The sequence below is a fragment of the Amycolatopsis sp. QT-25 genome (assembly GCF_029369745.1).
GTDB lineage: Bacteria > Actinomycetota > Actinomycetes > Mycobacteriales > Pseudonocardiaceae > Amycolatopsis.
Genome location: NZ_CP120210.1, coordinates 60,421 through 82,510 on the forward strand (window position 1 = coordinate 60,421; position 22,090 = coordinate 82,510).

Consider the following 22,090-nt stretch of genomic DNA (forward strand, 5'->3'; position numbering starts at 1 on the left):
ACCAGTCTACCGGTCAGGGGGCAGCATGAAAGCCCTGAGGAAATCCACCGTGGCGACAGCGTTGTCAGCGCTGCTGGTGACGTCCGGCTGCTCCGCGGGGTCGAGTGCCACTGTCGCTCGAGGCCCCGGCACGCTCGCCATCGGCTACACCGCCGAACCCGCGAACTTCGACTTCACCCGCACCGACGGCGCCGCCATCCCGCAGGCCTTGCTCTACAACGTCTACGAGGGTCTGGTGAAGCTCGACGCGGACGCGAAGATCGTGCCGCTGCTGGCCGAGTCGTGGACGGTCTCGGAAGACCGCAAGACCTATGACTTCAAGCTCCGGAAAAACGCGAAGTTCAGCAACGGCGCGCCGTTCACCGCCGAAGACGTCAAGTTCTCGCTGATGCGGGTGAAGACCGACTGGACCGTCTCGATCAAGTCCACCATGGACGTCGTCGATCGGGTCGACGTCGTCGCGCCCGACCACGCGCGGGTGGTGCTCACGAAACCCGGCAACGGCTGGCTGTTCAGCCTCACCAGCAGGCTTGGCGCGATGTTCAGCGCGGGCGGTGTCGCGGATCTGGCGAACCGGCCGATCGGCACCGGGCCGTACACGGTGTCCTCGCGCAGGCGCGGCGATTCCATCGTGCTCAAGGAGAATCCCGCGTACTGGGGCCGGAAACCGGCGTACTCCACGGTGGTCCTCAAGTACGTCAAGGATCCGACGGCGCTCAACAACGCCCTGCTCAGCAACGGCATCGACGTCATCTCCGCGATCACCGTGCCGGATTCGATCCCGCAGTTCCAGAGCGACGACCGGTTCACCGTCGTCGAAGGCACGACGAACAGCGAGGTCACGCTCGCGTTCAACAACGCGCGCCCGCCGCTGAACGACGTCCGGGTGCGACGAGCGCTGTCGTACGCGATCGATCGGAAGGCCTTGCTGGACACGGCTTGGGCCGGCCGCGGCACGCTCATCGGCAGTATGGTTCCGCCGACGGACCCCTGGTACGAGGACCTTTCGAACGCGTACCCGTTCGATCCCGCGAAAGCGAAAGCGCTGCTCGTCGAAGCGGGCCAGCCGAATCCCTCCTTGCGGTTGAGGATTCCCAACCTGCCGTACGCCGTCTCGGCCGCGCAGGTGGTGGCGTCGCAACTGGCGGACGTCGGGGTCACGGTGACGATCGAGCCGCTGGACTTCCCGGCGGTGTGGCTCAAGCAGGTCTTCACCGACCGCGACTACGACCTGTCGATCATCCAGCACGTCGAGGCACGCGACATCGTCACGTTCGGCAGGCCGAAGTACTACTGGGGTTACGACAGCGAGCCCGTCCAGCGGAACCTGGCGAAGGCCGACACCGGAACTCCTCAGGAGCAGGTGGAAGCGATGCGCCAGGTCGCTCGGCGGCTGTCCGAAGACGCCGCCGCGGACTGGCTCTTCCTGTTCCCCAACGTGATCGTGGCGAAGAACAAGGTGACCGGGTTCGTCCGCAACCAGGTCAGCGAGTCCTTCGATCTCACGGGGTTGGCGCCGCGATGACGGTCAAGGTGCTCCGCCGCCTGGGAATCCTCGTGGCCAGTGTGCTGGTCGCGTCCATCGTGGTGTTCCTGTTCATGGCCGTGCTGCCGGGTGATCCGGCGCAGGTCGCGCTCGGCGTCAACGCGACACCGGAACTGGTCGCGAAGACCCGCGCCGAATTCGGCGTCGACCGGCCGTTGGCGACGCAGTACTTCGACTGGATCGGCGGTGTCCTGCGAGGCGACTTCGGCCGCTCGTACGTCACGCGCGAGGAGATCGGGCCCGCGCTGACCGACCGCCTCGGCGTGACGTTGTGGCTGGTCGGGGCCGGGATGCTGGTGGCGTTGCTGATCGCCGTCCCGGCCGGGACCTTCGCCGCGGTGCGGCATCGGAAGGCCGATGGCACCGCCGTTTCCGGGTTGTCGCAGATCGGTGTCGCGATCCCCGCGTTCCTCGCCGGCATCATCCTGGTGCAGATCTTCGCGGTGCAGTTGCGCTGGCTGCCCTCCGGCGGCTGGACACCGCCCGTGCAGGATCCGGGTGAATTCCTCCGCGGTCTCGTTCTGCCTGCCTTGTCGCTCGGACTCGTGCAGGGCGCGGTGCTCACGCGCTACGTCCGGTCCGCGGTGCTCGACACGCTGGGCCAGGACTATCTGCGCACGGCGCGGTCCAAGGGTCTGCGGCCGTTCCAGGCGCTGTTCCGTCACGGGCTGCGCAACGCCGCCGTGCCGGTGGTGACGGTGCTCGGCCTGCAACTGTCGACCCTGCTGATCGGCGCCGTCGTCGTCGAGCGCGTCTTCGTCCTGCCGGGTCTCGGCAGCATGCTGCTCGACTCGGTGGCGTCGCGGGATCTGCTGTCCGTGCAGGGGATCGTGCTGGTCCTGGTGGTCGGCGTGCTGTTGGTGAACTTCGTGGTCGACGTCCTCTACACGGTGCTCGACCCGAGATTGCGGGGTTCCTGATGCGTAGCCGCACTCTCGTCATCGGTGGCGTCCTGGTCGCGTTGATCGTCGTCGCCGCGCTGCTTTCGTTCGTGTGGACGCCGTTCGACCCGGTGAAGGTGGACGCGGCCGGTCGGCTGCACGACTTCGGCGGCGCCAATCCGCTGGGCACGGACGGCTTCGGCCGGGACGTGCTCAGCCAGCTCATGGTCGGCGCGCGGACGACACTGTACGTCGGCGTGGTCGCGGTCGGCATCGCCGCGCTGATCGGGACACCGCTGGGCATCCTCGCCGGGATGTCGTCGCGCCGGCTCGGCGAGTTCGTCATGCGGGCCAACGATCTCGTGCTCGCGTTCCCCGCGCTGCTGCTGGCGATCATGTTCGGCGCGGTATTCGGGGCGGACACCCTGACCGCGATGGTGGCGATCGGCATCGCGACCATCCCGTCGTTCGCGCGGATCGCGCGTTCGGGCACCTTGCAGGTGATGAGCAGCGAGTTCGTGCTGGCCGCGCGGTCGGCCGGGCGCTCCCGGCCGAACATCGCGGCACGGCACGTGCTGCCGAACATCTCCGGGTTGCTGATCGTGCAGGCGTCGGTGTCGTTCGCGATCGCCGTGCTCGCGGAAGCGGCGTTGTCGTTCCTCGGGTTCGGCACACGGCCGCCGACGCCGTCGTGGGGCCGGATGCTGCAGGAATCGCAGATGTTCCTGACCCTGCACCCACGGCTCGCGCTCGTGCCCGGCGTCGCGATCGCTCTCGCCGTCCTCGGCTTCAACCTGCTCGGCGACGGCCTCCGCGATCGTCTCGATCCCCGATTGGCGGTGCGGCCATGACGGCCATGACGGCCATGACACTGGAAGTCCACGACCTCGGCATCGACGGCCTGGTCCGCGGCGTCTCGTTCGGCATCGCGCGCGGTGAACGGGTCGGGCTGATCGGCGAGTCGGGTTCCGGCAAGTCGTTGACCGCCCTGTCGATCATGGGGTTGCTACCCGAAGAGCTCGCCGCTTCCGGGTCGGTGCAACTCGACGGCCGGGAACTGCTCGGCGCGTCGGAGAAGGAGTTGTCGCGGCTGCGCGGCAACGAGATGTCGATGGTGTTCCAGGAACCGATGACCGCGCTGAACCCCGCCATGCGGGTCGGCGCGCAAGTGGCCGAAGCGCTGCGGATCCACCGAAACGTCGGGAAGCATTCCGAGGCCCTGCTGGCTTCCGTGGGGCTGCCCGGTGTCGGGCGTGCCTATCCCCACCAGTTGTCCGGTGGGCAGCGGCAACGTGTCGTGCTCGCGATGGCGCTGGCCAACGATCCGAAGCTGCTGATCTGCGACGAGCCGACGACGGCACTCGACGTCACCGTGCAGGCGCGGATCCTGGACCTGATCCTCGACGGCGTCCGGAAGCGGGAGAGCGCGCTGCTGTTCATCACGCACGACCTCGCCGTGGTGGCGTCGGTGTGCGAGCGGGTGCTGGTGATGCTGGACGGCGAGATCGTCGAAGCAGGCACCACTCGCGACGTGCTGACCGCGCCCCAGCACGACTACACGAAGAAACTGCTGGCCGCTTCGGATCTGGGGGCGAGCCGATGATGCTCGAAGTACGCGACCTCGAACGCCGGTATACGCGGCGCGACGTGCACGCCCTGCGCGGAGTTTCGTTCGACGTCGAGGCCGGTCAGCGGTTCGGCATCGTCGGGGAGTCGGGGTCGGGAAAGTCCACTTTGGTCAGACTGCTGGCCGCACTCGACAAGCCTACGGCGGGCAGCGTGTCGTTCCAGGGTGAACGCGTCGACACCCTGCCCGAACGCGAACTCGGCTTCCTGCGGTCGAAACTGCAGATCGTCTTCCAGGATCCGATGGGTTCGCTCGATCCGCGGATGCGGGTGCGCGACATCGTCTCCGAACCGTTGGGGCGCCGGAACCCCGCGCGGGTCGCGGAGCTGCTGAAGGCGGTCGGCCTGTCCGAAGACGCCGCCGCTCGCTATCCGCACCAGTTCTCCGGCGGGCAACGGCAACGCATCTCGATCGCGCGGGCGCTCGCGCCGAATCCGAGCGTCCTCATCGCGGACGAACCGGTGAGCGCGCTCGACGTCTCGGTGCGCAAGCAGATCCTCGATCTGCTCGCGTCGCTGGTCGAGTTGTACTCGTTGACGCTGATCTTCGTCTCGCACGACCTCGGCGTGGTGCGGCACGTCTGCGATCGGGTCGCGGTGATGCGGCGCGGCGAGATCGTCGAGATCGGCGACGTCGACCAGGTCTACGAAGCGCCGGAGCACGAGTACACCAGGGAACTGCTGGCGGCCGCGCCGAATCTGCGGGCCGAACTGGCGCGGCTGCGGGGAGGGGAAGATGGCTGAACATCCAGGGGGACTGCCGATCGGTGCCGGCTGGGTGTCCACTGTGGACGTCGCGCCGGTGGTCTTCCCGTACGACGGGAGTGAGATCGGCCGGGCGCCGGTCGGTACACCGGAGCTGGCCACCCGGGCGATCGACGAGGCCGTCGCCGTCTCCAAGCAGGTCGCGGCCCTGCCGTCGCGTACCCGGCGCTCGCTTTTGAACGACGTCGCCGCCGCCTTGGCAGCCCGGCGCTCCGCATTCGAACAGCTGCTGGTGCTCGAAACCGGCAAGCCACTGGTCGACTGCCGGGTCGAGGTCGCGCGCACGATCGTCACCTGGCAGGCCGCCGCCGAGGAGGTCTCGCGGCTGCACGGCGAGACCGTGCCGCTCGATCTGCTGCCGTCCGGTGACGGGCTGGTCGGATTCTGGAAACGCAAGCCGATCGGTGTCGTGGTCGGCATCGCCGGTTTCAACTATCCGCTGCTGCTGGCGTCGCACAAGATCGCGCCCGCCATCGCCGCGGGCTGCCCGGTGGTGGTGAAACCCGCGCCGCGAACACCGCTGGCGACCTTGTGGCTCGTGCACCTGGTGCGCTCGCTGACCGACCTGCCCCCGATGGTCCAGCTGGTCACCGGTGACGCGGCCGTCGGCTCGGCGCTGGTCACCGACCGGCGGGTCGGCGCGGTGTCGTTCACCGGATCCGCGCTGGTCGGCCACCGGATCGCCCGCGACGCCGCCCCCACGAAGACCTTGCTGGAGCTGGGTTCCAACGCCGCCCTGGTGGTCGCCGAGGACGCCGACCTCGACGCGGCCGTGGACGCCGTGCTGCGCGGCGGGTTCTACGCCTCCGGCCAGGCATGTATCTCGGTGCAACGCGTCCTGGTCGTCGAAGCCGTCGCCGAGGAGTTCACCGAACGCGTGCTCGCACGGCTCGGCGAGGTCGTCGCCGGTGACCCCCGAGACGAGAGGACGCGGGTCTCGGCGCTGATCGACCCAGGTTCGACCAGTCGCGTTCTGGAGTGGGTCGACAAAGCGACCGCGGCCGGTGCGCGGCTGGTCGGGGGCGGTGTCGACGGCACGGTGATCCGGCCTGCCGTGCTGCTCGACGTGCCCGACGGCCTCGAATGCTGGGACGAGGAAATCTTCGGTCCCGTGGTCTGCGTCCGCACCGTGTCCTCTGTGGACGAAGCGTTCGACGCGGTCAACGCGTCGCGCTACGGGCTGCACGCCTCGGTGTTCAGCACGTCCTTGAAGACGGCGTTCCGCGCGCTCGACGAGCTCGAAGTCGGGGGCGTGGTGGTCAACGAAGTGCCCGGTTTCCGGTCCGACACCATGCCGTACGGCGGGGTGAAGGACTCCGGCATCGGGCGGGAAGGACCGCGGTTCGCGGTCGAAGAACTGACCGTGACGAGGATGGCGGTGCTGCGCCCGTGAGCTACGAGAACCTGTTCCGGCTCGACGGGAAGCGAGCCGTCGTCCTCGGCGGGGGCAGCGGCATCGGCCGCGAAGCCGCCAAGGCATTGGCCGCGCACGGTGCCGAGGTGATCGTCGCGGACCGCGATGCCGCCGCCGCCGAGGCAACCGGCGTGGGAAAGGCGTACGAGATCGACCTGCTCTCGGCCGGTGCCGCCGCGCGGGCGGCGGCGGAACTCGGCGAGATCGACGTCGTCGTGCTGACCGCCGCGACCAACGTGCGCAAACGGCTGCTGGAGTACTCGCGCGAGGAGTTCGACCGGGTGATCGCGCTCAACCTCGGCGCCACCTTCGAGGTCGTCCGCGCGTTCGGTGCCAGGATGGTCGAACGCGGACGGGGGAGCATCATCGGGTTCTCCTCGATCCGCGGTACCACCGTCGAGCCGGGCCAGGGGCCGTACGCGGCGACGAAAGCCGGGCTGGTGCAGTTGTTCCGCACGGCGGCGGCGGAGTTCGGCCCGGCTGGGGTGCGGGTCAACGCGATCGCGCCCGGTGTCGTCGAGACTCCGCTGACAGCGCAGATCAAAGCGAATCCGGCCTGGTACGACGCGTACGCGACCAAAGGCGCGCTCGGCCGATGGGCGCGGCCGGAGGAACTCGCGGGCGCCGTCGTCTACCTGGCCTCGGACGCGTCGTCGTTCGTGACCGGGTCCGTGCTGGCGGTGGACGGCGGCTGGACCGCGGTCGACGGCCGCTTCGAACCGCCCGCGACGTCAGGAGCCCTGTCCGTGCCGGAGTTGCCTGAGCTGACCGCCGTCGAACTCGTCGCGCGATACCGCGCCGGGACGCTGTCGCCGGTCGAAGTCACCGAAGCGGTCCTCGCCCGCGTCGAGGCGCGCGAACCCGAGCTGCACGCGCTTTACGCGTACGACCCGAGCGGGGCGCGCGAAGACGCGAAGGCGTCCGAAAGCCGCTGGCACGCCGGGGAACCACTCGGCCCGATCGACGGCGTTCCCTTGACGCTCAAGGAGAACATCGCGACCCGAGGCACCCCGGTCCCGCTCGGCACGGCCGCCACCTCGCTGACGCCCGCGCCGGACGACGCCCCGGCGGCCGCCAGGGTGCGCGAATCCGGCGGGGTCCTGCTGGGCAAGACGACCATGCCGGACTACGGGATGCTGACGTCCGGGCTGTCGAGTTTCCACCCCGCGTCGCGGAATCCGTGGGACACCACGCGCACGCCCGGCGGCTCCAGCGCCGGCGCCGGTTCGGCGGCCGCCGCGGGCTACGGCCCGCTGCACGTCGGCACCGACATCGGCGGCTCGATCCGGCTGCCCGCCGGCTGGTGTGGCCTGGTCGGGCTGAAACCGAGTTTCGGCCGGGTGCCGGTCGATCCGCCGTTCCTCGGCCGCGTCGCCGGGCCGATGACGCGGACCGTGGCCGACACCGCGCTGCTGATGAGCGTTCTGTCCGGTGTGGACGGTCGCGATCATCTCTCGCTGCCGCCGTCGTCACTCGGCTGGACTGCTTTGTCCGGCGAGGTCAAGGGCCTGCGGATCGGGCTTCACCTTGATCCGGGCGTCGGACTGCCCGTGCTGCCGGAGACGATCGCCGCCGTCATCGAAGCCGCGCGACTGTTCGAGCGCGCGGGTGCCGTGGTGGAGCCGGTCGCGCCGTTCCTGCGCCGCGAAATGCTCGACGGCCTCGACACCTTCTGGCGCGTCCGCGCCTGGTCGGACCTGTCGGCCCTACCCGAAGATCGTCGCGCGAAGGTCCTGCCGTACATCGCCGACTGGGCCGCCGCCGGCGCCGACGTCAGCGGCGTCGACGCCTACCGCGGCTTCGCGCAGATCGACGCCATCGCCGTCGCCACCCTGCGCGCGACCGAACGCTTCGACGTCGTCCTGTCACCGACCTGCCCGGTCTCGGCCCCACCCGCCGACTGGCCCTCGCCGACCAACGACCCGCGCCGCCCGTTCGAGCACATCGCGTTCACCGTGCCGTACAACATGTCCGGCCAGCCCGCGGTCTCGCTCAACTGCGGCTACACCAGCGAAGACCAGCCCATCGGCCTCCAGATCAGCGGCCGCCGCTTCGCCGACCTCGACGTCCTTCGCGCCGCTGCCGTCTACGAAACCCTTCGCCCCACTCCACGCCCCTGGCCCTGACCCGCACCCTGACCCGCGCTTCGGCACCTGATTGCGATCCTTGCGCACGCAAGGATCGCAATCAGGTGCCGAATCGCGTCAAACCCGGGAGCCGAGCTGCGTCAGCCACGCGGCGAAGTGCGGGCATTGGGCCGTCAGCTCTTCGATGCCCAGGTCCGCTATGGCCAAGGGACCGTCGTTGGTCTTCGAGTAGCTGGCACAGTAGCGAGCGAGTCGTTTCGAGGGCGCGGTGTTCGGCCCGTCGTTCACGAGTTCGGGGCCGCCCGCGTCCCGCACATCTTTCAAGAGCAGCGTGGTGAGGTCACTGCCCGAGAACAACCACCCCAGTTGCTCTGCGGCCGCGAACGCCCAGGTTTCCAGCTCATGCAGGATGAGATGCGGGACAAAGCGTGGGTCGGAAATGGCCGTAGTCAGCGACCTTTCGACGTGCTGAACTCGGTCATACGGACCGCAGGGTGGTTGATCGTTCATGCCGGGACTGTCTGCGGGAAATCCGTAGAAATCGAACAACGTCGTGAGCGTGTGGATATCACTGCTTCGCAGTAGCAGCATGATCTCGTTTTTCAACTTCGACCAACTGCTGACACCACCACGACTGGCCGGGCCCGTGGCAGGTCTCTTGGTCGTCACGATGGACTTCGTGACCATCCAGCCCTGGTTCTGGAGGTATGGTTCCAGAACGTTGTTGACGACTATCTCTTCAGTCTGTCCTTCGACGAGGATGTGGAGCCGTCGATACCCGGTTGTCATGCGTTCCCGGTTTCCTCCCGGGCAGGGCGCCCGCCCAGCAGGTTTTTCTCCCATAGTTCGCCGAGCGAGTACTCTTTGAGCCAGTCTTCCAGCGCGGAAAGATCGGGACGCGTGAAGTCGGAAGAACCTGCTTTGCGCTCGACCACGATGAGGTCGCCGACCTCGAATTGGTTCATCAGCGTAACCGACTGAGTCGCTATCAGTACCTGGCTGCGTTGAGAAGCTTGCCGGAGCAGGCCGGCGAGTTGCACGATCGCAAACGGATGAAGGCCGAGTTCTGGTTCGTCCAGTACGACCAGGCGGGGGAGTTCGGGTTGCAACAAAAGTGTCGCGAGACAGACGAAACGAAGTGTGCCATCCGACATCTGATTGGCGGAAAAGACGGCATCGGAATCTTGTTGCCGCCAACGGAGAAGAATCCGGTCGTGACTATCCGGCTCCAATGCGAAATCCCGGAAGAACGGCGCCACAAGCCTGATCGCGCCCAGAATTCGACGGTAGGCCGACTGCTCGGCGGGTACGTCGCTGTTCTGCAGACGGAATAGGTACGCCGCCAGGTTTCCGGCGTCGTTTCGCAGACTCAGGTCGTCCACGGTGGAGACGAGGCGCTTGACCGGCGCGTCGGCACTGGTGTCGTGGAAATGAAAGACTTTACAGCCTTTCAGGAGACTGGTGACATGTGACGCGATGCGGCCCGGACGTCGTTTCGCCTCCGCTGGCAGATGCGTCTCGCGATGCCCTTGCCCGAGCACCTCGTTGTATGGCCGCTCGTATCCTTCTGCGTGAAAGTACATGACTTCTGATTTGAAGATCAGTTCATCGTTCACTGCGGGGGAAAGAGTGGCCGCGTACGAGTTGGATTCTCCCTCGAGTTCGAGGTGGATCTGAGAGGCTTCGGTGTTGAGCAGAGCGAGTGCTCCGCCATTGAGACCCACGAACAGGCCTAGTTCGCCTTCGACGATCCGGCCGAGTAGTTCGAGGGCGTGAACGAAGTTACTCTTGCCCGCGCCATTGGCGCCTACGAGGATATTGAGCTGCCCGAGTTCCACGGTCGCCGAACGGATCGAGGTGAAACCCTCGACCCGGATCTTCTTCAGCGACTGATCGGTCATGCCTCCACTCTACGGTCGGCCACCGACAGTCGCGCTACTCGGTTGGCCAACCTGGTCGGCCCTAGCCGTTGATCGCCTCCGCCAGCGCCAGGATCCGCCGCGCGTTGTCCACGTGCAGGTTCTCGATCATCCGCCCGTCCACGGTCACGACGCCCTGCCCGGCCGCCTTGGCTTCCTCGAACGCCGCGATGATCTTGCGCGACCGAGCGATCTCCTCTTCGGACGGCGCGAAGACGCGATTGCACGGCTCCAGCTGCGCCGGGTGGATCAGCGTCTTGCCGTCGAAGCCGAACTGCCGCCCCTGCAGGCATTCCGCCTCGAAGCCTTCGAGGTCCTTCACGTCGTTGTAGACGCCGTCGAGAATCACCTTGCCGGTCGCCCGCGCGGCCAGCAGCGCGAGTGACAGCCCGCCGAGCAGCGGCGCGCGACCGGGGACGAACTCGGCGTGCAGTTCCTTCGCCAGGTCGTTGGTACCCATGACCAGCACGGTCAGCCGCTCGGACGCGGCGGCGATCTCCTCGGCGTGCAGCATCGCGACCGGGGTTTCGACCATCGCCCAGATCTTCGTGTGCTCGGGTGCGCCGCCGAGTTCGAGCGCGCGCTCGATGTTGTGCACTTCGGCGGCGGAGTTCACCTTCGGCACCACGATCGCGTCCGGGCCCGCCTGCGCGGCGGCGCGAAGGTCGGCGTCGTGCCATTCGGTGTCGAGGCCGTTGACGCGGATGGTCACCTCGCGCGAGCCGTACTCCTTCGACGAAGCGGCGACGCAAACTCGTTCACGTGCGGCTTCCTTCGCGTCGGGCGCGACGGCGTCTTCGAGGTCGAGGATGAGGCCGTCCGCGTCCAGCGTCTTGGCCTTTTCGAGCGCTCTTTCGTTCGCGCCGGGCATGTAGAGGACGGAACGTCGGGGGTTCATGCGGAAGTCTCCTTGGTCGCTGCGTCGTAGGCGGCGGCGAGTTCGGGGTCGTCGGCGGCGAGGGCATCGGCGAGTTCGGCGACCACCCGGCACTGCTTCACCGAGGCGTCGTCCTGCATTTTCCCGTCGATCATCACCGCACCGGTGCCGTCGCCCATCGCGGCGATCACGCGCCGTGCCCACGCGACGTCCTCGGGCGAGGGCGAGAACACCTTCTTGGCGATGTCGATCTGCACCGGGTGCAGGCTCCAGGCGCCCACGCAACCGAGCAGGAACGCGTTGCGGAACTGGTCCTCACAGGCGACGACGTCACGGATGTCGCCGAACGGACCGTAGTACGGAAGGATCCCGTTCGCCGCGCAGGCGTCGACCATCCGCGCGACGGTGTAATGCCAGAGATCCTGCTGGTACGTCGTGCGTCCCTCGTTCAGGTCGTCGCCGGTCGGGTCCGTGCGCACCAGGTAACCGGGGTGCCCGCCACCCACCCGGGTGGTCTTCATCCGGCGGCTCGCGGCGAGGTCGGCCGGGCCGAGCGAGATGCCCTGCATTCGGGGGCTCGCGCCGGCGATGGCCTCGACGTTCGCGACGCCGCCGGCGGTCTCCAGGATCGCGTGCACCAGCAGCGGTTTCGTGAGCCCGGCCCGCGCTTCGAGCTGCGCGAGCAGCCTGTCGACGTAGTGGATGTCCTGCGCGCCTTCGACCTTCGGCACCATGATCACGTCGAGCTTGTCGCCGATCTCGGTGACCAGCGTGATCAGGTCGTCGAGCACCCACGGCGAGTCGAGGCTGTTGACCCGGGTCCACAGCTGCGTCTTTCCAAAATCGGTCGACTTCGCGATGGAGACGAGCCCGTTCCGCGCCGCCTCCTTACGGTCGGCACGCACGGCGTCCTCGAGGTTCCCGAGCAGGACGTCGACCTTCTCGGCGAGGTCCGGGACCTTGGCGGCCATCTTCTCGTTGCTCGGGTCGAAGAAGTGGATCATCCGCGAAGGAGGCACGGGGATCTGGCGGAGCGGTTCCGGCGCCCCCACGGCGAGCGGGGCGAAGAAATCCTTCGGCGAACGCATCGTTCCTCCATCGCAACGGGCTAAGTGACCGACGAGTAACCCTAAACCCGGAAGGTGGGGAACCGCTGCGGCGCAGCTCACCTCCAAGGGGACACGATCGGGAATCGCGGAGGGATCTGTGGACGACTGGACCTTGCCGGGTTTCACCGAGCTGGGGTCGCTGGGTGAAGGCGGATTCGGGCGGGTCGTGCTCGCTCGCCATGATGAATCCGCCCAGGTCGTGGCCATCAAATACCTGTACACGCGGTTCGTGGCAGACCCACGGCGGCTGACCGAGTTCCGCCATGAGGCGGAGATCCTGAGCCGCGTCTCGGGGCCCCACATCGCCCGTCTGCACCAGTTCGTGGAGACCCCGCAAGGGGCCGCCATCATCATGGAAGCCGTTCACGGAATTTCCCTGAAAGAGCTCCTCGGCCGCCAGGAGAAGCTCGAACCCGAAGCCGCGCTGGCCATCCTCAAGGGTTCGCTGCTCGGCCTCGCCGGCGCGCACGCCGCAGGCACCGTCCACCGCGACTACAAACCGGCGAACGTCCTGGTCACCCCCGAGGGGCAGAGCAAACTCGTCGACTTCGGCATCGCCGTGCTCGCCGGGGAGACCGGGGTCGCCGCGGGCACGCCCGCGTACATGGCGCCCGAGCAGTGGTCCGGGGGGATCGCCACGCCCGCGACCGACGTCTACGCCGCCACCTGTGTGTTCTTCCAGTGCGTCGCCGGACACCGGCCGTATCAGGCCGAACAGACCGAAGTGCTGCGCACACTGCACGAGTACGCCCCGATCCCGTTCGGCGAGGTCCCCGAACCGGTCCGCGACCTGATCGCGCGCGGCATGGCGAAGGACGCGGCCCGGCGGCCGTCGGGCGCGGCCGAGTTCGTCACCGAACTGGAGTCGTCCGCCAGGAAGGCGTACGGCGAAGACTGGGAGCGCAACGGCTGGCATCGGCTCGCCAAGGGGGCCGGTGTCCTGGTCGCCCTGTCCCCGCTGGCCCTGCTCGGCGCCGGGACCGCCGCCGCGCCGGTCGTCGCGGGCGGCGCGGCGGGCGGGGTCGCGGTGACCACCGGCGGCGGGATCGCGCTCGGGCTCAAGGTGACCGCCGCGGTCGCCGCCGTCACCGCGGCCGCCGTCGGCACGGTCGTGGTGGTCAACGCCGACGGTGACGACGCGCCGCCCCGGACGACGACCGTCGCCGCGATGCAGGTCGACCTCCTCACCCGCACCGAGAAGTTCGACGGCTTCGACTACCACGGCAAGTACGTCCGGATCAGCGGATTGACGGACAAGGCCGCCGAGGAGCGGGTCAACAAGGCGCTGATGGCGCCGATCGACGGCTGGCTCGAGAACTTCTGGCCGGACAGCTACCAGCCGCAGCGGGAGCCCGACGGCGGCATCCCGCACATGACGACCGAGGCCGAAGTGCTGCGCCAAGACGGCAAGCTGCTTTCGGTGGTCTACAGACGCTCGATCGACTCCATCCAGTTCGGCAACCACGGCGGGTTCAGCATCCGCCCGATCGTCATCGATCTGACGAAGGGCGAGCAGATCTCCACCGCGCATCTCTTCGACAACGTCGACGGCACCACCGCGCGGATGCGGACGCTCGAAGACCGCCTTCTCGACTCCGCGAAGCCGGGCGAGTGCCTCACCGGCGCGCGGAGCTCGCCCGAACACCTCCCGGCGACGGCGATGTCGGCGCGGTACACCTTCGACTACGACTCCATCGTGCAAGCGGCGCCCACCGCCGACGGGATGCGGTTCTACGTCTACGGTTCCGCGCTCGGCTATCCGCGCGCCTGTGATCCGACCGAGGTCGCCATCGCCTACCCGCGCCTGCTCGACCTGCTGAGCCCCACGGTGCTCGACCTGCTGGGTCTCACCGGCGGCGGCACGCAGGGCGCACGGACCAAAGAGGACGACGTCGGCGCCTTCACCATCACCACGCCGGAGAACTGGTGGCTGCTCTCCAGCGCGCCGATCGAGCGTTACCTGGTGACCGCCGACCAGTGCTCGAACAGCGGCAGGCAGCCGTTCCACTGCGCGGGCGTCGTCTTCAGCGACAACTCGCGGGTCGATGCGGCCACTCCGGCGTATGAACCGGGCAAGCCGTACAACCGGTCCCCTGGCCCGCGGCCGTGTCATTCCCTCGGGGCACCCGGCGAGACGCAGGGGTCACCCGTGTTGCAGGCGAAGGAGCTTCGCCCGGTCGGAACGAAGAAAGCCGCGTACGAGGAGTGGCGGCTCACGTGCACTGGCGGCGGTACTGTCACTCAGCGGGTCTGGTTCCTGCCGAAAACGCAGCTCGTGATCGTCGACGAGTGGAACACTCCAGGTCTCGACAAGATTCTGGAAGAGGCCCGATGGCAGTGAGCGATCAAGACGTGACCGACGCGTGGAGACTGCCCGGCTTCACCGAGCTGGAGCGGCTGGGCACGGGCACCTTCGGCCGCGTGGTGCTCGCGCGCCAGGACGACACCGGCCACGTCGTCGCGATCAAGTACCTCTTCTCCCGCTTCGCCGCCGAACCCGCTTATCTCGACGCGTTCCGTCAGGAGGCATTGGCGCTGCACCGCGTCGCGAGTCCGCATGTGGTGAAACTGTACGAGTTCTTCGAGACGCCCCAAGGCGCGGCGATCGTGATGGAGGCGATCAACGGGGTCTCGCTGCGCGCGGTGCTTCAGGCCGAAGGCGCTCTCGAACCCGAAGCCGCTCTCGCGGTGTTGAAAGGCTCGCTGCTCGGGCTGGCCGCGGCACACTCCGCGAACGTCGTCCACCGGGACTACAAACCGGCCAACGTCCTCGTCGCCGACACCGGCGAAAGCAAACTGGTCGACTTCGGCACCGCCGTCCTGGCGGGTGCACGGGGCCCGTCCGTCGGCACACCCGCGTACATGGCGCCCGAGCAGTGGTCTGGCGGCCAAGCCACGCCCGCGACCGACGTCTACGCCGCCACCTGTGTGTTCTTCCAGTGTGTCGCCGGGCACCGGCCGTATGAGGCCGAACAGACCGAAGTCCTTCGCACGCTGCACGAACACGCGCCCATCCCGTTCGGTGAAGTACCCGAGCCCGTGCATGGGCTCGTCGCGCTGGGGATGGCGAAGGACCCGGCGAAACGGCCGGTCGACGCGCTCAGGTTCGTCGGCGAATTGGAACGGGTCGCCCGCGCCGGGTACGGCGACGAATGGGAGCGCAAGGGCTGGTCACGGCTGGCGAAGGCGGCCGGTGTGCTCGCCGCGGCGACGCCGTTGGTCCTGCTCGGTGCCGGTACCGCGGCCGCGCCCGGGGTCGCCGCCGCCGGAACGGGCGCGGTCGCCGCGTCGACCGGCGGGATCGCGGCCGGACTGAAGATCGCCGTCGGGGTCGCCGCGGCGGCGGCCGCCGTGGTCGGCTCGGTCGTCGTGTTCTCCGACGCGAGCACGCCGTCGCCGTCGCCGCCGACCACTCAACAGGCGGTCGCGCTCAAGGTCGCCATGAAGAGCCGGACCGGAACCGTGCCCGGCACGAACCTCGCGTACAGCGGGGACCACCCCGAGGTGACCGGGTCGCCCGACCAAGCCTGGCTGAAGCGCGTCAACGACGCCCTGACCGCGCCGATCGACGAGTGGAACCGCAAAACCGGCCCGGGTGCCGCCAGGCTGGAGCCGGAACGCGGCCCGTACAAGCTCCTCACGAAGGCCGAAGTGCGTTCGCAGAACGAGCGGTACCTCTCGGTGCGCTACACGCACGACCTCGAAAACAAACCGCACTCGACCTGGGGAAACGGTCGCAACGCGGTGACGATCGACCTCAAGGAGGGCAGGGCACTCACCCCCGCCGAGCTGTTCGCGCCCGGAAAGTTCACCGACGACGGACTGCGGACCCTCGCCGCACTGCTGTGGCCCGACAAGGAACAGTGCGGTGCCCTCAGCAGCACCTTCCCGTACCGGCCCCTCGAGACGACCGACCTCACCGACGACCGGAAGGTGTGGCTCGCGTTCGCGCCGGCGGCCGTCGAGATCACCGTCGACCTCAACAGGCTCGGCTTCGCCACCGCGTGCGGTGTCCAGGACTACACGCTGCCCTACGACAAGCTGGCCGATCTCCTGAACCCGGATCTCGTCGCGGGCATGACCGGCGGAAAACCGCCGAAGGCGACGTCGGCAGCGCCGCCCGCGCGAGGACTCACCGACCTCCCGGTCGGCGCGCTGACCCTGCACCTGCCCGACGGCTGGACCGCCGTCTCGCAGGGGCTGGAGAAAGTGATCGTCGCTCCGGGCTGCCCGGACCCCAAGAAGTACTTCAACTGTGCCTACGTCCTCCTCACGGACAACAGCCGGGAGTCCGCCGAACAGCCGCCGTACCGGCCGGGCGGTTTCTACCGGCGCAGCGCGGGCGGCCGGGCCTGCAACGCCGCCGGGCGCAAGGACCTCCGCCAGGAGGGTGACGCCGTGCGGTCGGTTTCCACCACCGCACCGGTGGGCGGGGAGACGGCGGCCTACGAGGAGTGGGCGATCCAGTGTGTTCCTCGTGGACAGACGGGTGGCAGCGGTGAGGCGCAGGTGACCCAGCGGATCTGGTTCCTTGCGGACAGGCAGATCGTGGTGATGGACGAGTGGCGGACACCGGGCGTCGAAGAACTCCTCCGTACCGCGACGATCTCCTGACCGACCTGCGGAAGTCCACAGTGGAACGAGGATTCGTTGGGCCGAACGGCCCAACCACCTGCCCTCCTCTGCCGCGCCGGTGTTCGGTGCCGGTCACTTCGTACCGGTGACCGTTCGGAGACGCCGGGTAACACCACTTACCTCGCGCTCACTCGGTTGGCGGCACGGTCGGACTGAAGTCCGATGACCGCCTACCGACCGGTCACCGATGACAAGGCGCCGCCGATCGCAGCCACTCCCGTTGTCCGGCGCCGCCGCCTTCCTGCCCTGTTAGACAGTTCATGTGCCGCTTCCCTCGAAGTGACACGGGATGAAGAGCCCTTGGGAAACCAGGTTCGAAGGAGGCGGAACGTGGCGGCTACACCGAACATGGAGAGCTCGACGGTCGCCGGTGGCGCGAAGCGCAGCCGGTCACTGCCGAGCCGGGTGGTGCCGCCGATCGAACTGCCCGCGAGTGTCGAGGAGCTTTCGCGCAAGGCGGCGGCCCTGCTCGGCTGGAACGGCATCGTCTTGCCGGAGACCACCGTGCTCGGCCGCAAGATCTGCGTGGTCGCCCGGCTCCGCACCGACGTGCACGCGGAGCGCATCGCGATGGGCATGGGTCCCGTCGTCGATCGCGCCACCGTCGACACCTGGACTTGGCCAGAGCTGGCCGCGACCGCACCCGCGCCGGCCGCCGAGATCATCGGCGTCCTCGCGGTCGCCCGGCACTGGCGCACCGCGATGGCCTCCGCGGTCCCGTTCGCCCGGTACGGCGAGGCCGCGATGGTTCTCCCATCGCCAGCCGTACTGACGGAAGACTACGTCGGCAACTGCCTGCCGCGGGCCCGCGCCTACGGGCTCGGCATCGTCTCCGCCGACCCCAACGCGGTGACCGACCTCGACCTCGATGGGCACGAGGAGCGCATGATCCTGGACGAGGACCCGGTGTCGCGCCTGGTCAACGAGATCGTCTACGACCAGCTGCTGCGTGGCACCGAGCTCCCTGCCGAAGTGGACTGAACGCGCTACGGTCGGGTCCATGCGAGTAGTGATTGCGGGTGGACACGGACAGATCGCGCTGAAGCTGGAGAAACTCCTCGCCGAGCGCGGTGATCAGGCGGTGGGGATCGTGCGCAATCCCGACCACGTCGCGGACCTCGAGGCGATCGGCGCCGAAGCCGTCGTCCTCGACCTGGAAAAGTCCGATGTGGACGCCGTCGCCAAGGTGCTCGACGGCGCCGACGCCGCCGTCTTCGCCGCCGGGGCGGGCCCCGGCAGCGGCACCGCTCGCAAGGACACTGTGGACAGAGCCGCCGCGGAACTCTTCGCGGCGGCCTCCGAGCGCGCGGGCGTGCGACGCCACCTCCAGGTCGGCTCCATGGGCGCCGACAAGTGGGAGACGGCCGACGTACCGGACGATTTCCGGCTCTATCTCAAGGCCAAGAAAGCGGCCGAAGACGATCTGCGGGCCCGCGATCTCGACTGGACGATCCTCCGGCCGGGACAGCTCACCGACGACGAGGGCACCGGCAAGGTCTTGATCGCCGAATCCACCGGACGCGGACCGATTCCCCGGCAGGATGTCGCCGCGATCCTCGTCGCGTTGCTCGACGAGCCGTCGACGGCGGGACGCGTCCTCGAGGCGATCTCGGGTGATACTGCTATCTCTCAGGCCTTTTCCGCTTCGTGAAACCATAGTGTGGGGACGTAATCCGTCTTTTGACTGAACGGAGTAGGTCCTTGCGCGAGGACATCGCGGTCTTCAGTGGCAGCGCACATCCCGAGCTCGCCGAAGAGATCTGCGCTCATCTCGGTATCCCGCTGCATCCGGTGAAGGTGCAGCGGTTCGCCAACGACTGCCTCGAAGTGCAGCTCGAAGCGAACTGCCGCGAGCGCGACGTCTTCCTGATCCAGCCACTGGTGCGGCCGGTGCAGGAACATCTCGTCGAACTGCTGCTGATGCTGGACGCCGCGCGGGGCGCGTCGGCGAAACGGATCACCGTCGTCATGCCGCACTATTCGTACGCCCGATCGGACAAGAAGGACGCGCCGCGGATCTCGATCGGCGGCCGTCTCGTCGCCGACCTGATGGCGACCGCCGGTGCCGATCGCGTCCTCGCGATGACCCTGCATTCGCCGCAGGTGCACGGCTTCTTCAGTGTGCCGGTCGATCACCTGCACGCGTTGCAGGAGCTGGCCAAGCACTTCCGCCAGTACGACCTGTCCGCGACCACCGTGGTCTCACCGGATCTCGGCAACGCCAAGGAGGCCGCGCATTTCGCCCGGTTGCTCGGCGTTCAGGTCGCCGCCGGCGCGAAGCAGCGTTTCGCCGACGACAGGGTGGAGATCAGCTCGGTGATCGGCGAGGTCACCGGCCGCGACGTGATCGTCCTCGACGACGAGATCGCCAAGGGCAGCACGGTGATCGAACTGCTCGGCAAACTCCGGGAGCTGAAGCCGCGCTCGATCCGCGTCGCCTGCACGCACGGCCTTTTCTCCAGCGGCGCGCTAGAGCGGATCGGCAGCCAGCCCGACGTGCTGGAGGTCGTCTGCACGAACACGGTGCCGATCCCGCCGGAGGAGCAGAGTCCGAAGCTGCGGGTCCTGTCGATCGCACCCGCGCTGGCGGAAGCGATGCGGAGGATCCACAACGGCGAGTCGGTCAGCGCGTTGTTCGAAACGACCTAAGCGGTTCCGAGGACTCGGTCGAGGTAGGTGTTCCTGAAAACCCCGGCCGGGTCCACCTCCTTGCGGATCCGCAAGAAGTCGTCGAACCGCGGGTACCGCGAGCGGAGGGTCGCGGCGTCGAGGTCGTGCATCTTTCCCCAGTGCGGCCTGCCGCCGACCTCGCCGACGATCGACGCGAAGCCGGCGAAGTACTCGCGGTAGGGCATGCCGACGAACTGGTGGATCGCGAGGTAGGCGGAGTCGCGGCCGTTCGCGGTCGAGAGCCAGATGTCGTCCGCGGCGGCGACGCGCACCTCCACGGGGAACGCGACCGGATTCTCCAGCTTCGGGACGAACGCGCGGAGTTCGGCGAAGACGTCGTGGAGTGCTTCGCGGGGGATCGCGAACTCCGACTCGACAAACCGTACGCCGCGATGGGTCACGAAGACGCGATGTGACGTGTCGCTGTACTCGCGGGCGGAGAGGATGTTCGAGGCGAATTGGCCGAGCGGCTGGACGAGCCTCGGCACCGCGCGGCCGAGACGGCACAGCCCGCCGAACGCGACGTTCTCCGTGACCTCGTAGTCGATGAATTCCTTCACCTTGGTCAGCGGACGGCGTTCGCTACCCGCCGGAAGCCGGTTGTTCCGCTTGACCAGGGCGTTCTTGCCGTAAGGAAACCAGTAGAACTCGAAGTGGTCGTTTTCGTCGGCGAACTGGTCGAAGCCTTCGAGGACCTGTTCGAGTGGCTCCGGCCGCTCCTGGGCGGAGAGCAGGAAGGACGGCTCACACTGCAGCGTGACCGTGCTGATGACGCCGAGCGCGCCGAGGCCGACCCTCGCGGCGGCGAAGAGATCAGGGCGCTCGTCCGCCGAGCAGGTGACCACGGTGCCGTCGGCGAGCACGAGTTCGAGCGCGGCGAGCTGGGTGGCGATCCCGCCGAGCCGGGCGCCGGTGCCGTGGGTGCCGGTGGAGATCGCGCCCGCGATGGTCTGCGCGTCGATGTCGCCGAGGTTGCTCATCGCCAGGCCCAGCGCGTCGAGTTCCGCGTTGAGCTGTTTGAGCGTGGTGCCCGAACGAACCGTGACCAGGCCCTGCGCGACGTCGGCCGACGCGATTCCGGTCCAGCCGGTCAGGTTCATGGCGTCCGAATCCGCCGCGGCGATCGCCGTGAAGGAGTGGCCGCTGCCCAGCGGGCGCAGGCGCCGTCCGTCCGCGGCGGACCGGCCGATCGCCGCGGCGATCGCGTCCGTGTCGCGCGGCCGGTGCACACGCAGCGGTGACGCCGTCGCGGTGCCGGCCCAGTTGCTCCACCGTGTCATGCGCCCACCTAACCCGTGGTTCCTATGAGTGCCGAAACAGTAAGTGAATCGTATTCGCGTTTCAAGCCCTTCTGTCGTACCTTAGTTCGGGTGACCAGTGCGACGGTGTACGACTTGGCGACGAAGGACCTGGATCCTCCGTTCGCGGTTGTCGACTTGGATGCGTTCGACGCGAACGGCGCCGACCTGGTGCGGCGGGGAGGTGGCAAACCGATCCGCGTGGTCAGCAAATCCGTGCGTTGCCGGTACCTGCTCGAACGGGTCCTCGCGCGGCCCGGGTTCGAAGGCCTCATGTGCTATTCGCTCGCCGAAGCCGTCTGGCACGTCGAGCAGGGGACGTCCGAGGACATCGTCGTCGCGTACCCGACCGCCGACCACGGCGCGCTCCGGCGGCTGGCGGCGAACGACCGGGCGCGGGCGGCGATTTCGATCATGGTCGATTCGCCCGAGCAGCTCGATCTGGTCGATGCCGCGCTGGGGCAAGGGCATCCCGAGATCCGCGTTTGCCTGGAGCTCGACGCTTCGTGGCGACCGCTGCCCGGAGTGCACGTCGGCACGCGGCGCTCACCGGTGTTCAAACCGGCCCACGCCGCGGATCTGGCGCGGACCATTTTGTCCCGCAAGGGTTTCCGGCTCGTCGGGATGATGGCGTACGAAGGACAGATCGCCGGGCTCGGGGACGCGGCAGGCAATGGCGTCAAGAACTCGCTCATCGGCTGGATGCAGCGGAAGTCCATGGTGGAAATCGCGCACCGCCGCGCGGCCGCGGTCCGTGCCGTCCGGGCCTTGGCGGATCTGGAGTTCGTCAACGGCGGCGGCAGCGGCAGCGTGGAATCGACCGGCGCCGAAGCGGCCGTCACCGAAATCGCGGCGGGCTCGGGGCTGATCGGCCCGACACTCTTCGACGGCTACACGCACTTCTCGCCGCGCCCGGCCGCGATGTTCGCGCTCCCTGTCGTCCGCCGTCCCGCGCCCAAGGTCGCCACGCTCTTCTCCGGCGGCTACATCGCTTCAGGCCCGGCGGAGTCCTCGCGGCTCCCGACGCCGTACCTGCCGGAAGGCCTCTCGCTGCTCGGATTCGAAGGCGCCGGCGAAGTCCAAACCCCCGTCTCCGGCGAAGCAGCCCGACACCTGCGGCTCGGCGACCGCGTCTGGCTGCGCCACGCGAAAGCAGGCGAACTCGCCGAACGCTTCACGCACTACCACGTCGTCGTCGGCGACCGCGTCGACCGCACCGTCCCCACCTACCGAGGCGAAGCCCAAAACTTCGGCTGACCCCGC

Annotated in this window: 18 protein-coding genes and 1 pseudogene; 14 read left to right on the forward strand and 5 right to left on the reverse strand. The window is 68.3% G+C overall.

Annotated elements, in window-relative coordinates:
• Nucleotides 1-25: 25 nt before the first annotated feature.
• The 8 genes and pseudogenes from P3102_RS00275 to P3102_RS00310 all read left to right on the forward strand — a co-directional run bounded on the left by P3102_RS00275 (nt 26) and on the right by P3102_RS00310 (nt 8,358).
• A complete protein-coding gene (locus P3102_RS00275; protein ID WP_276365556.1) occupies nt 26-1,525 on the forward strand; it encodes an ABC transporter substrate-binding protein in 1,500 nt (499 codons plus the stop codon).
• On the forward strand, nt 1,522-2,466 hold the full coding sequence (locus P3102_RS00280) for an ABC transporter permease (protein WP_276365558.1): 945 nt from the start codon (nt 1,522-1,524) through the stop codon (nt 2,464-2,466). The genes P3102_RS00275 and P3102_RS00280 overlap by 4 nt, the downstream gene beginning before the upstream one ends.
• Complete coding sequence (locus P3102_RS00285) at nt 2,466-3,278, forward strand: ABC transporter permease (RefSeq protein ID WP_276365559.1); 813 nt, start codon at nt 2,466-2,468, stop codon at nt 3,276-3,278. Before P3102_RS00280 ends, P3102_RS00285 begins: the two co-directional genes overlap by 1 nt.
• Nucleotides 3,279-3,292: 14 nt before the next feature.
• Complete coding sequence (locus P3102_RS00290) at nt 3,293-4,030, forward strand: ABC transporter ATP-binding protein (RefSeq protein WP_276371556.1); 738 nt, start codon at nt 3,293-3,295, stop codon at nt 4,028-4,030.
• The gene (locus tag P3102_RS00295) at nt 4,027-4,797 is read left to right on the forward strand and encodes an ATP-binding cassette domain-containing protein (protein ID WP_276365561.1); all 771 of its coding nucleotides are present in this window, start codon (nt 4,027-4,029) and stop codon (nt 4,795-4,797) included. The genes P3102_RS00290 and P3102_RS00295 overlap by 4 nt, the downstream gene beginning before the upstream one ends.
• Complete coding sequence (locus P3102_RS00300; protein ID WP_276365562.1) at nt 4,790-6,211, forward strand: aldehyde dehydrogenase family protein; 1,422 nt, start codon at nt 4,790-4,792, stop codon at nt 6,209-6,211. Before P3102_RS00295 ends, P3102_RS00300 begins: the two co-directional genes overlap by 8 nt.
• Nucleotides 6,208-6,963 (forward strand): annotated as a pseudogene (locus P3102_RS00305) (SDR family oxidoreductase); the annotation flags it as partial. The gene P3102_RS00300 and the pseudogene P3102_RS00305, both read left to right, overlap by 4 nt.
• Nucleotides 6,964-6,978: 15 nt before the next feature.
• Complete coding sequence (locus P3102_RS00310) at nt 6,979-8,358, forward strand: amidase (RefSeq protein ID WP_276371558.1); 1,380 nt, start codon at nt 6,979-6,981, stop codon at nt 8,356-8,358.
• A 78-nt stretch (nt 8,359-8,436) separates the two neighbouring features.
• On the opposite strand, the gene P3102_RS00315 is transcribed toward P3102_RS00310, so the two are convergent.
• The 4 genes from P3102_RS00315 to P3102_RS00330 form a co-directional block, all read right to left on the reverse strand.
• Nucleotides 8,437-9,108, reverse strand: coding sequence for a DUF4276 family protein (locus P3102_RS00315; RefSeq protein ID WP_276365564.1), 672 nt, complete (start codon nt 9,106-9,108; stop codon nt 8,437-8,439).
• The gene (locus P3102_RS00320; RefSeq protein WP_276365565.1) at nt 9,105-10,220 is read right to left on the reverse strand and encodes an AAA family ATPase; all 1,116 of its coding nucleotides are present in this window, start codon (nt 10,218-10,220) and stop codon (nt 9,105-9,107) included. Before P3102_RS00320 ends, P3102_RS00315 begins: the two co-directional genes overlap by 4 nt.
• A 61-nt stretch (nt 10,221-10,281) precedes the next feature.
• The gene (locus P3102_RS00325; RefSeq protein ID WP_276365567.1) at nt 10,282-11,136 is read right to left on the reverse strand and encodes a CoA ester lyase; all 855 of its coding nucleotides are present in this window, start codon (nt 11,134-11,136) and stop codon (nt 10,282-10,284) included.
• A complete protein-coding gene (locus tag P3102_RS00330) occupies nt 11,133-12,203 on the reverse strand; it encodes a CoA ester lyase (protein ID WP_276365568.1) in 1,071 nt (356 codons plus the stop codon). Before P3102_RS00330 ends, P3102_RS00325 begins: the two co-directional genes overlap by 4 nt.
• 118 nt (nt 12,204-12,321) lie before the next feature.
• Between P3102_RS00330 and P3102_RS00335 the strand changes: the two genes are divergently transcribed.
• The 5 genes from P3102_RS00335 (at nt 12,322) to P3102_RS00355 (ending at nt 19,508) form a co-directional block, all read left to right on the forward strand.
• Nucleotides 12,322-14,565, forward strand: coding sequence for a protein kinase (locus P3102_RS00335; protein WP_276365570.1), 2,244 nt, complete (start codon nt 12,322-12,324; stop codon nt 14,563-14,565).
• Entirely contained in the window at nt 14,556-16,838 is a 2,283-nt protein-coding gene (locus tag P3102_RS00340; protein WP_276365572.1) for a serine/threonine-protein kinase, read from the forward strand. Before P3102_RS00335 ends, P3102_RS00340 begins: the two co-directional genes overlap by 10 nt.
• A 351-nt stretch (nt 16,839-17,189) precedes the next feature.
• Entirely contained in the window at nt 17,190-17,840 is a 651-nt protein-coding gene (locus tag P3102_RS00345; protein ID WP_276365573.1) for a hypothetical protein, read from the forward strand.
• A gap of 19 nt (nt 17,841-17,859) precedes the next feature.
• Nucleotides 17,860-18,510, forward strand: a complete 651-nt coding sequence (locus P3102_RS00350; protein ID WP_276365575.1) for an NAD(P)H-binding protein — start codon at nt 17,860-17,862, stop codon at nt 18,508-18,510.
• 50 nt (nt 18,511-18,560) lie between these two features.
• Nucleotides 18,561-19,508: a ribose-phosphate diphosphokinase gene (locus tag P3102_RS00355; protein ID WP_125781671.1), complete on the forward strand. Its 948-nt coding sequence runs from the start codon at nt 18,561-18,563 to the stop codon at nt 19,506-19,508.
• On the opposite strand, the gene P3102_RS00360 is transcribed toward P3102_RS00355, so the two are convergent.
• Entirely contained in the window at nt 19,505-20,809 is a 1,305-nt protein-coding gene (locus P3102_RS00360; RefSeq protein WP_276365577.1) for a D-arabinono-1,4-lactone oxidase, read from the reverse strand. The two genes, P3102_RS00355 and P3102_RS00360, sit on opposite strands and share 4 nt — an antisense overlap.
• A 90-nt stretch (nt 20,810-20,899) precedes the next feature.
• On the opposite strand from P3102_RS00360, the gene P3102_RS00365 reads away from it, so the two are divergent.
• Nucleotides 20,900-22,084 (forward strand): amino acid deaminase/aldolase, encoded by a 1,185-nt coding sequence (locus P3102_RS00365; protein WP_276365579.1) that lies wholly within the window; start codon nt 20,900-20,902, stop codon nt 22,082-22,084.
• Nucleotides 22,085-22,090: the final 6 nt, after the last annotated feature.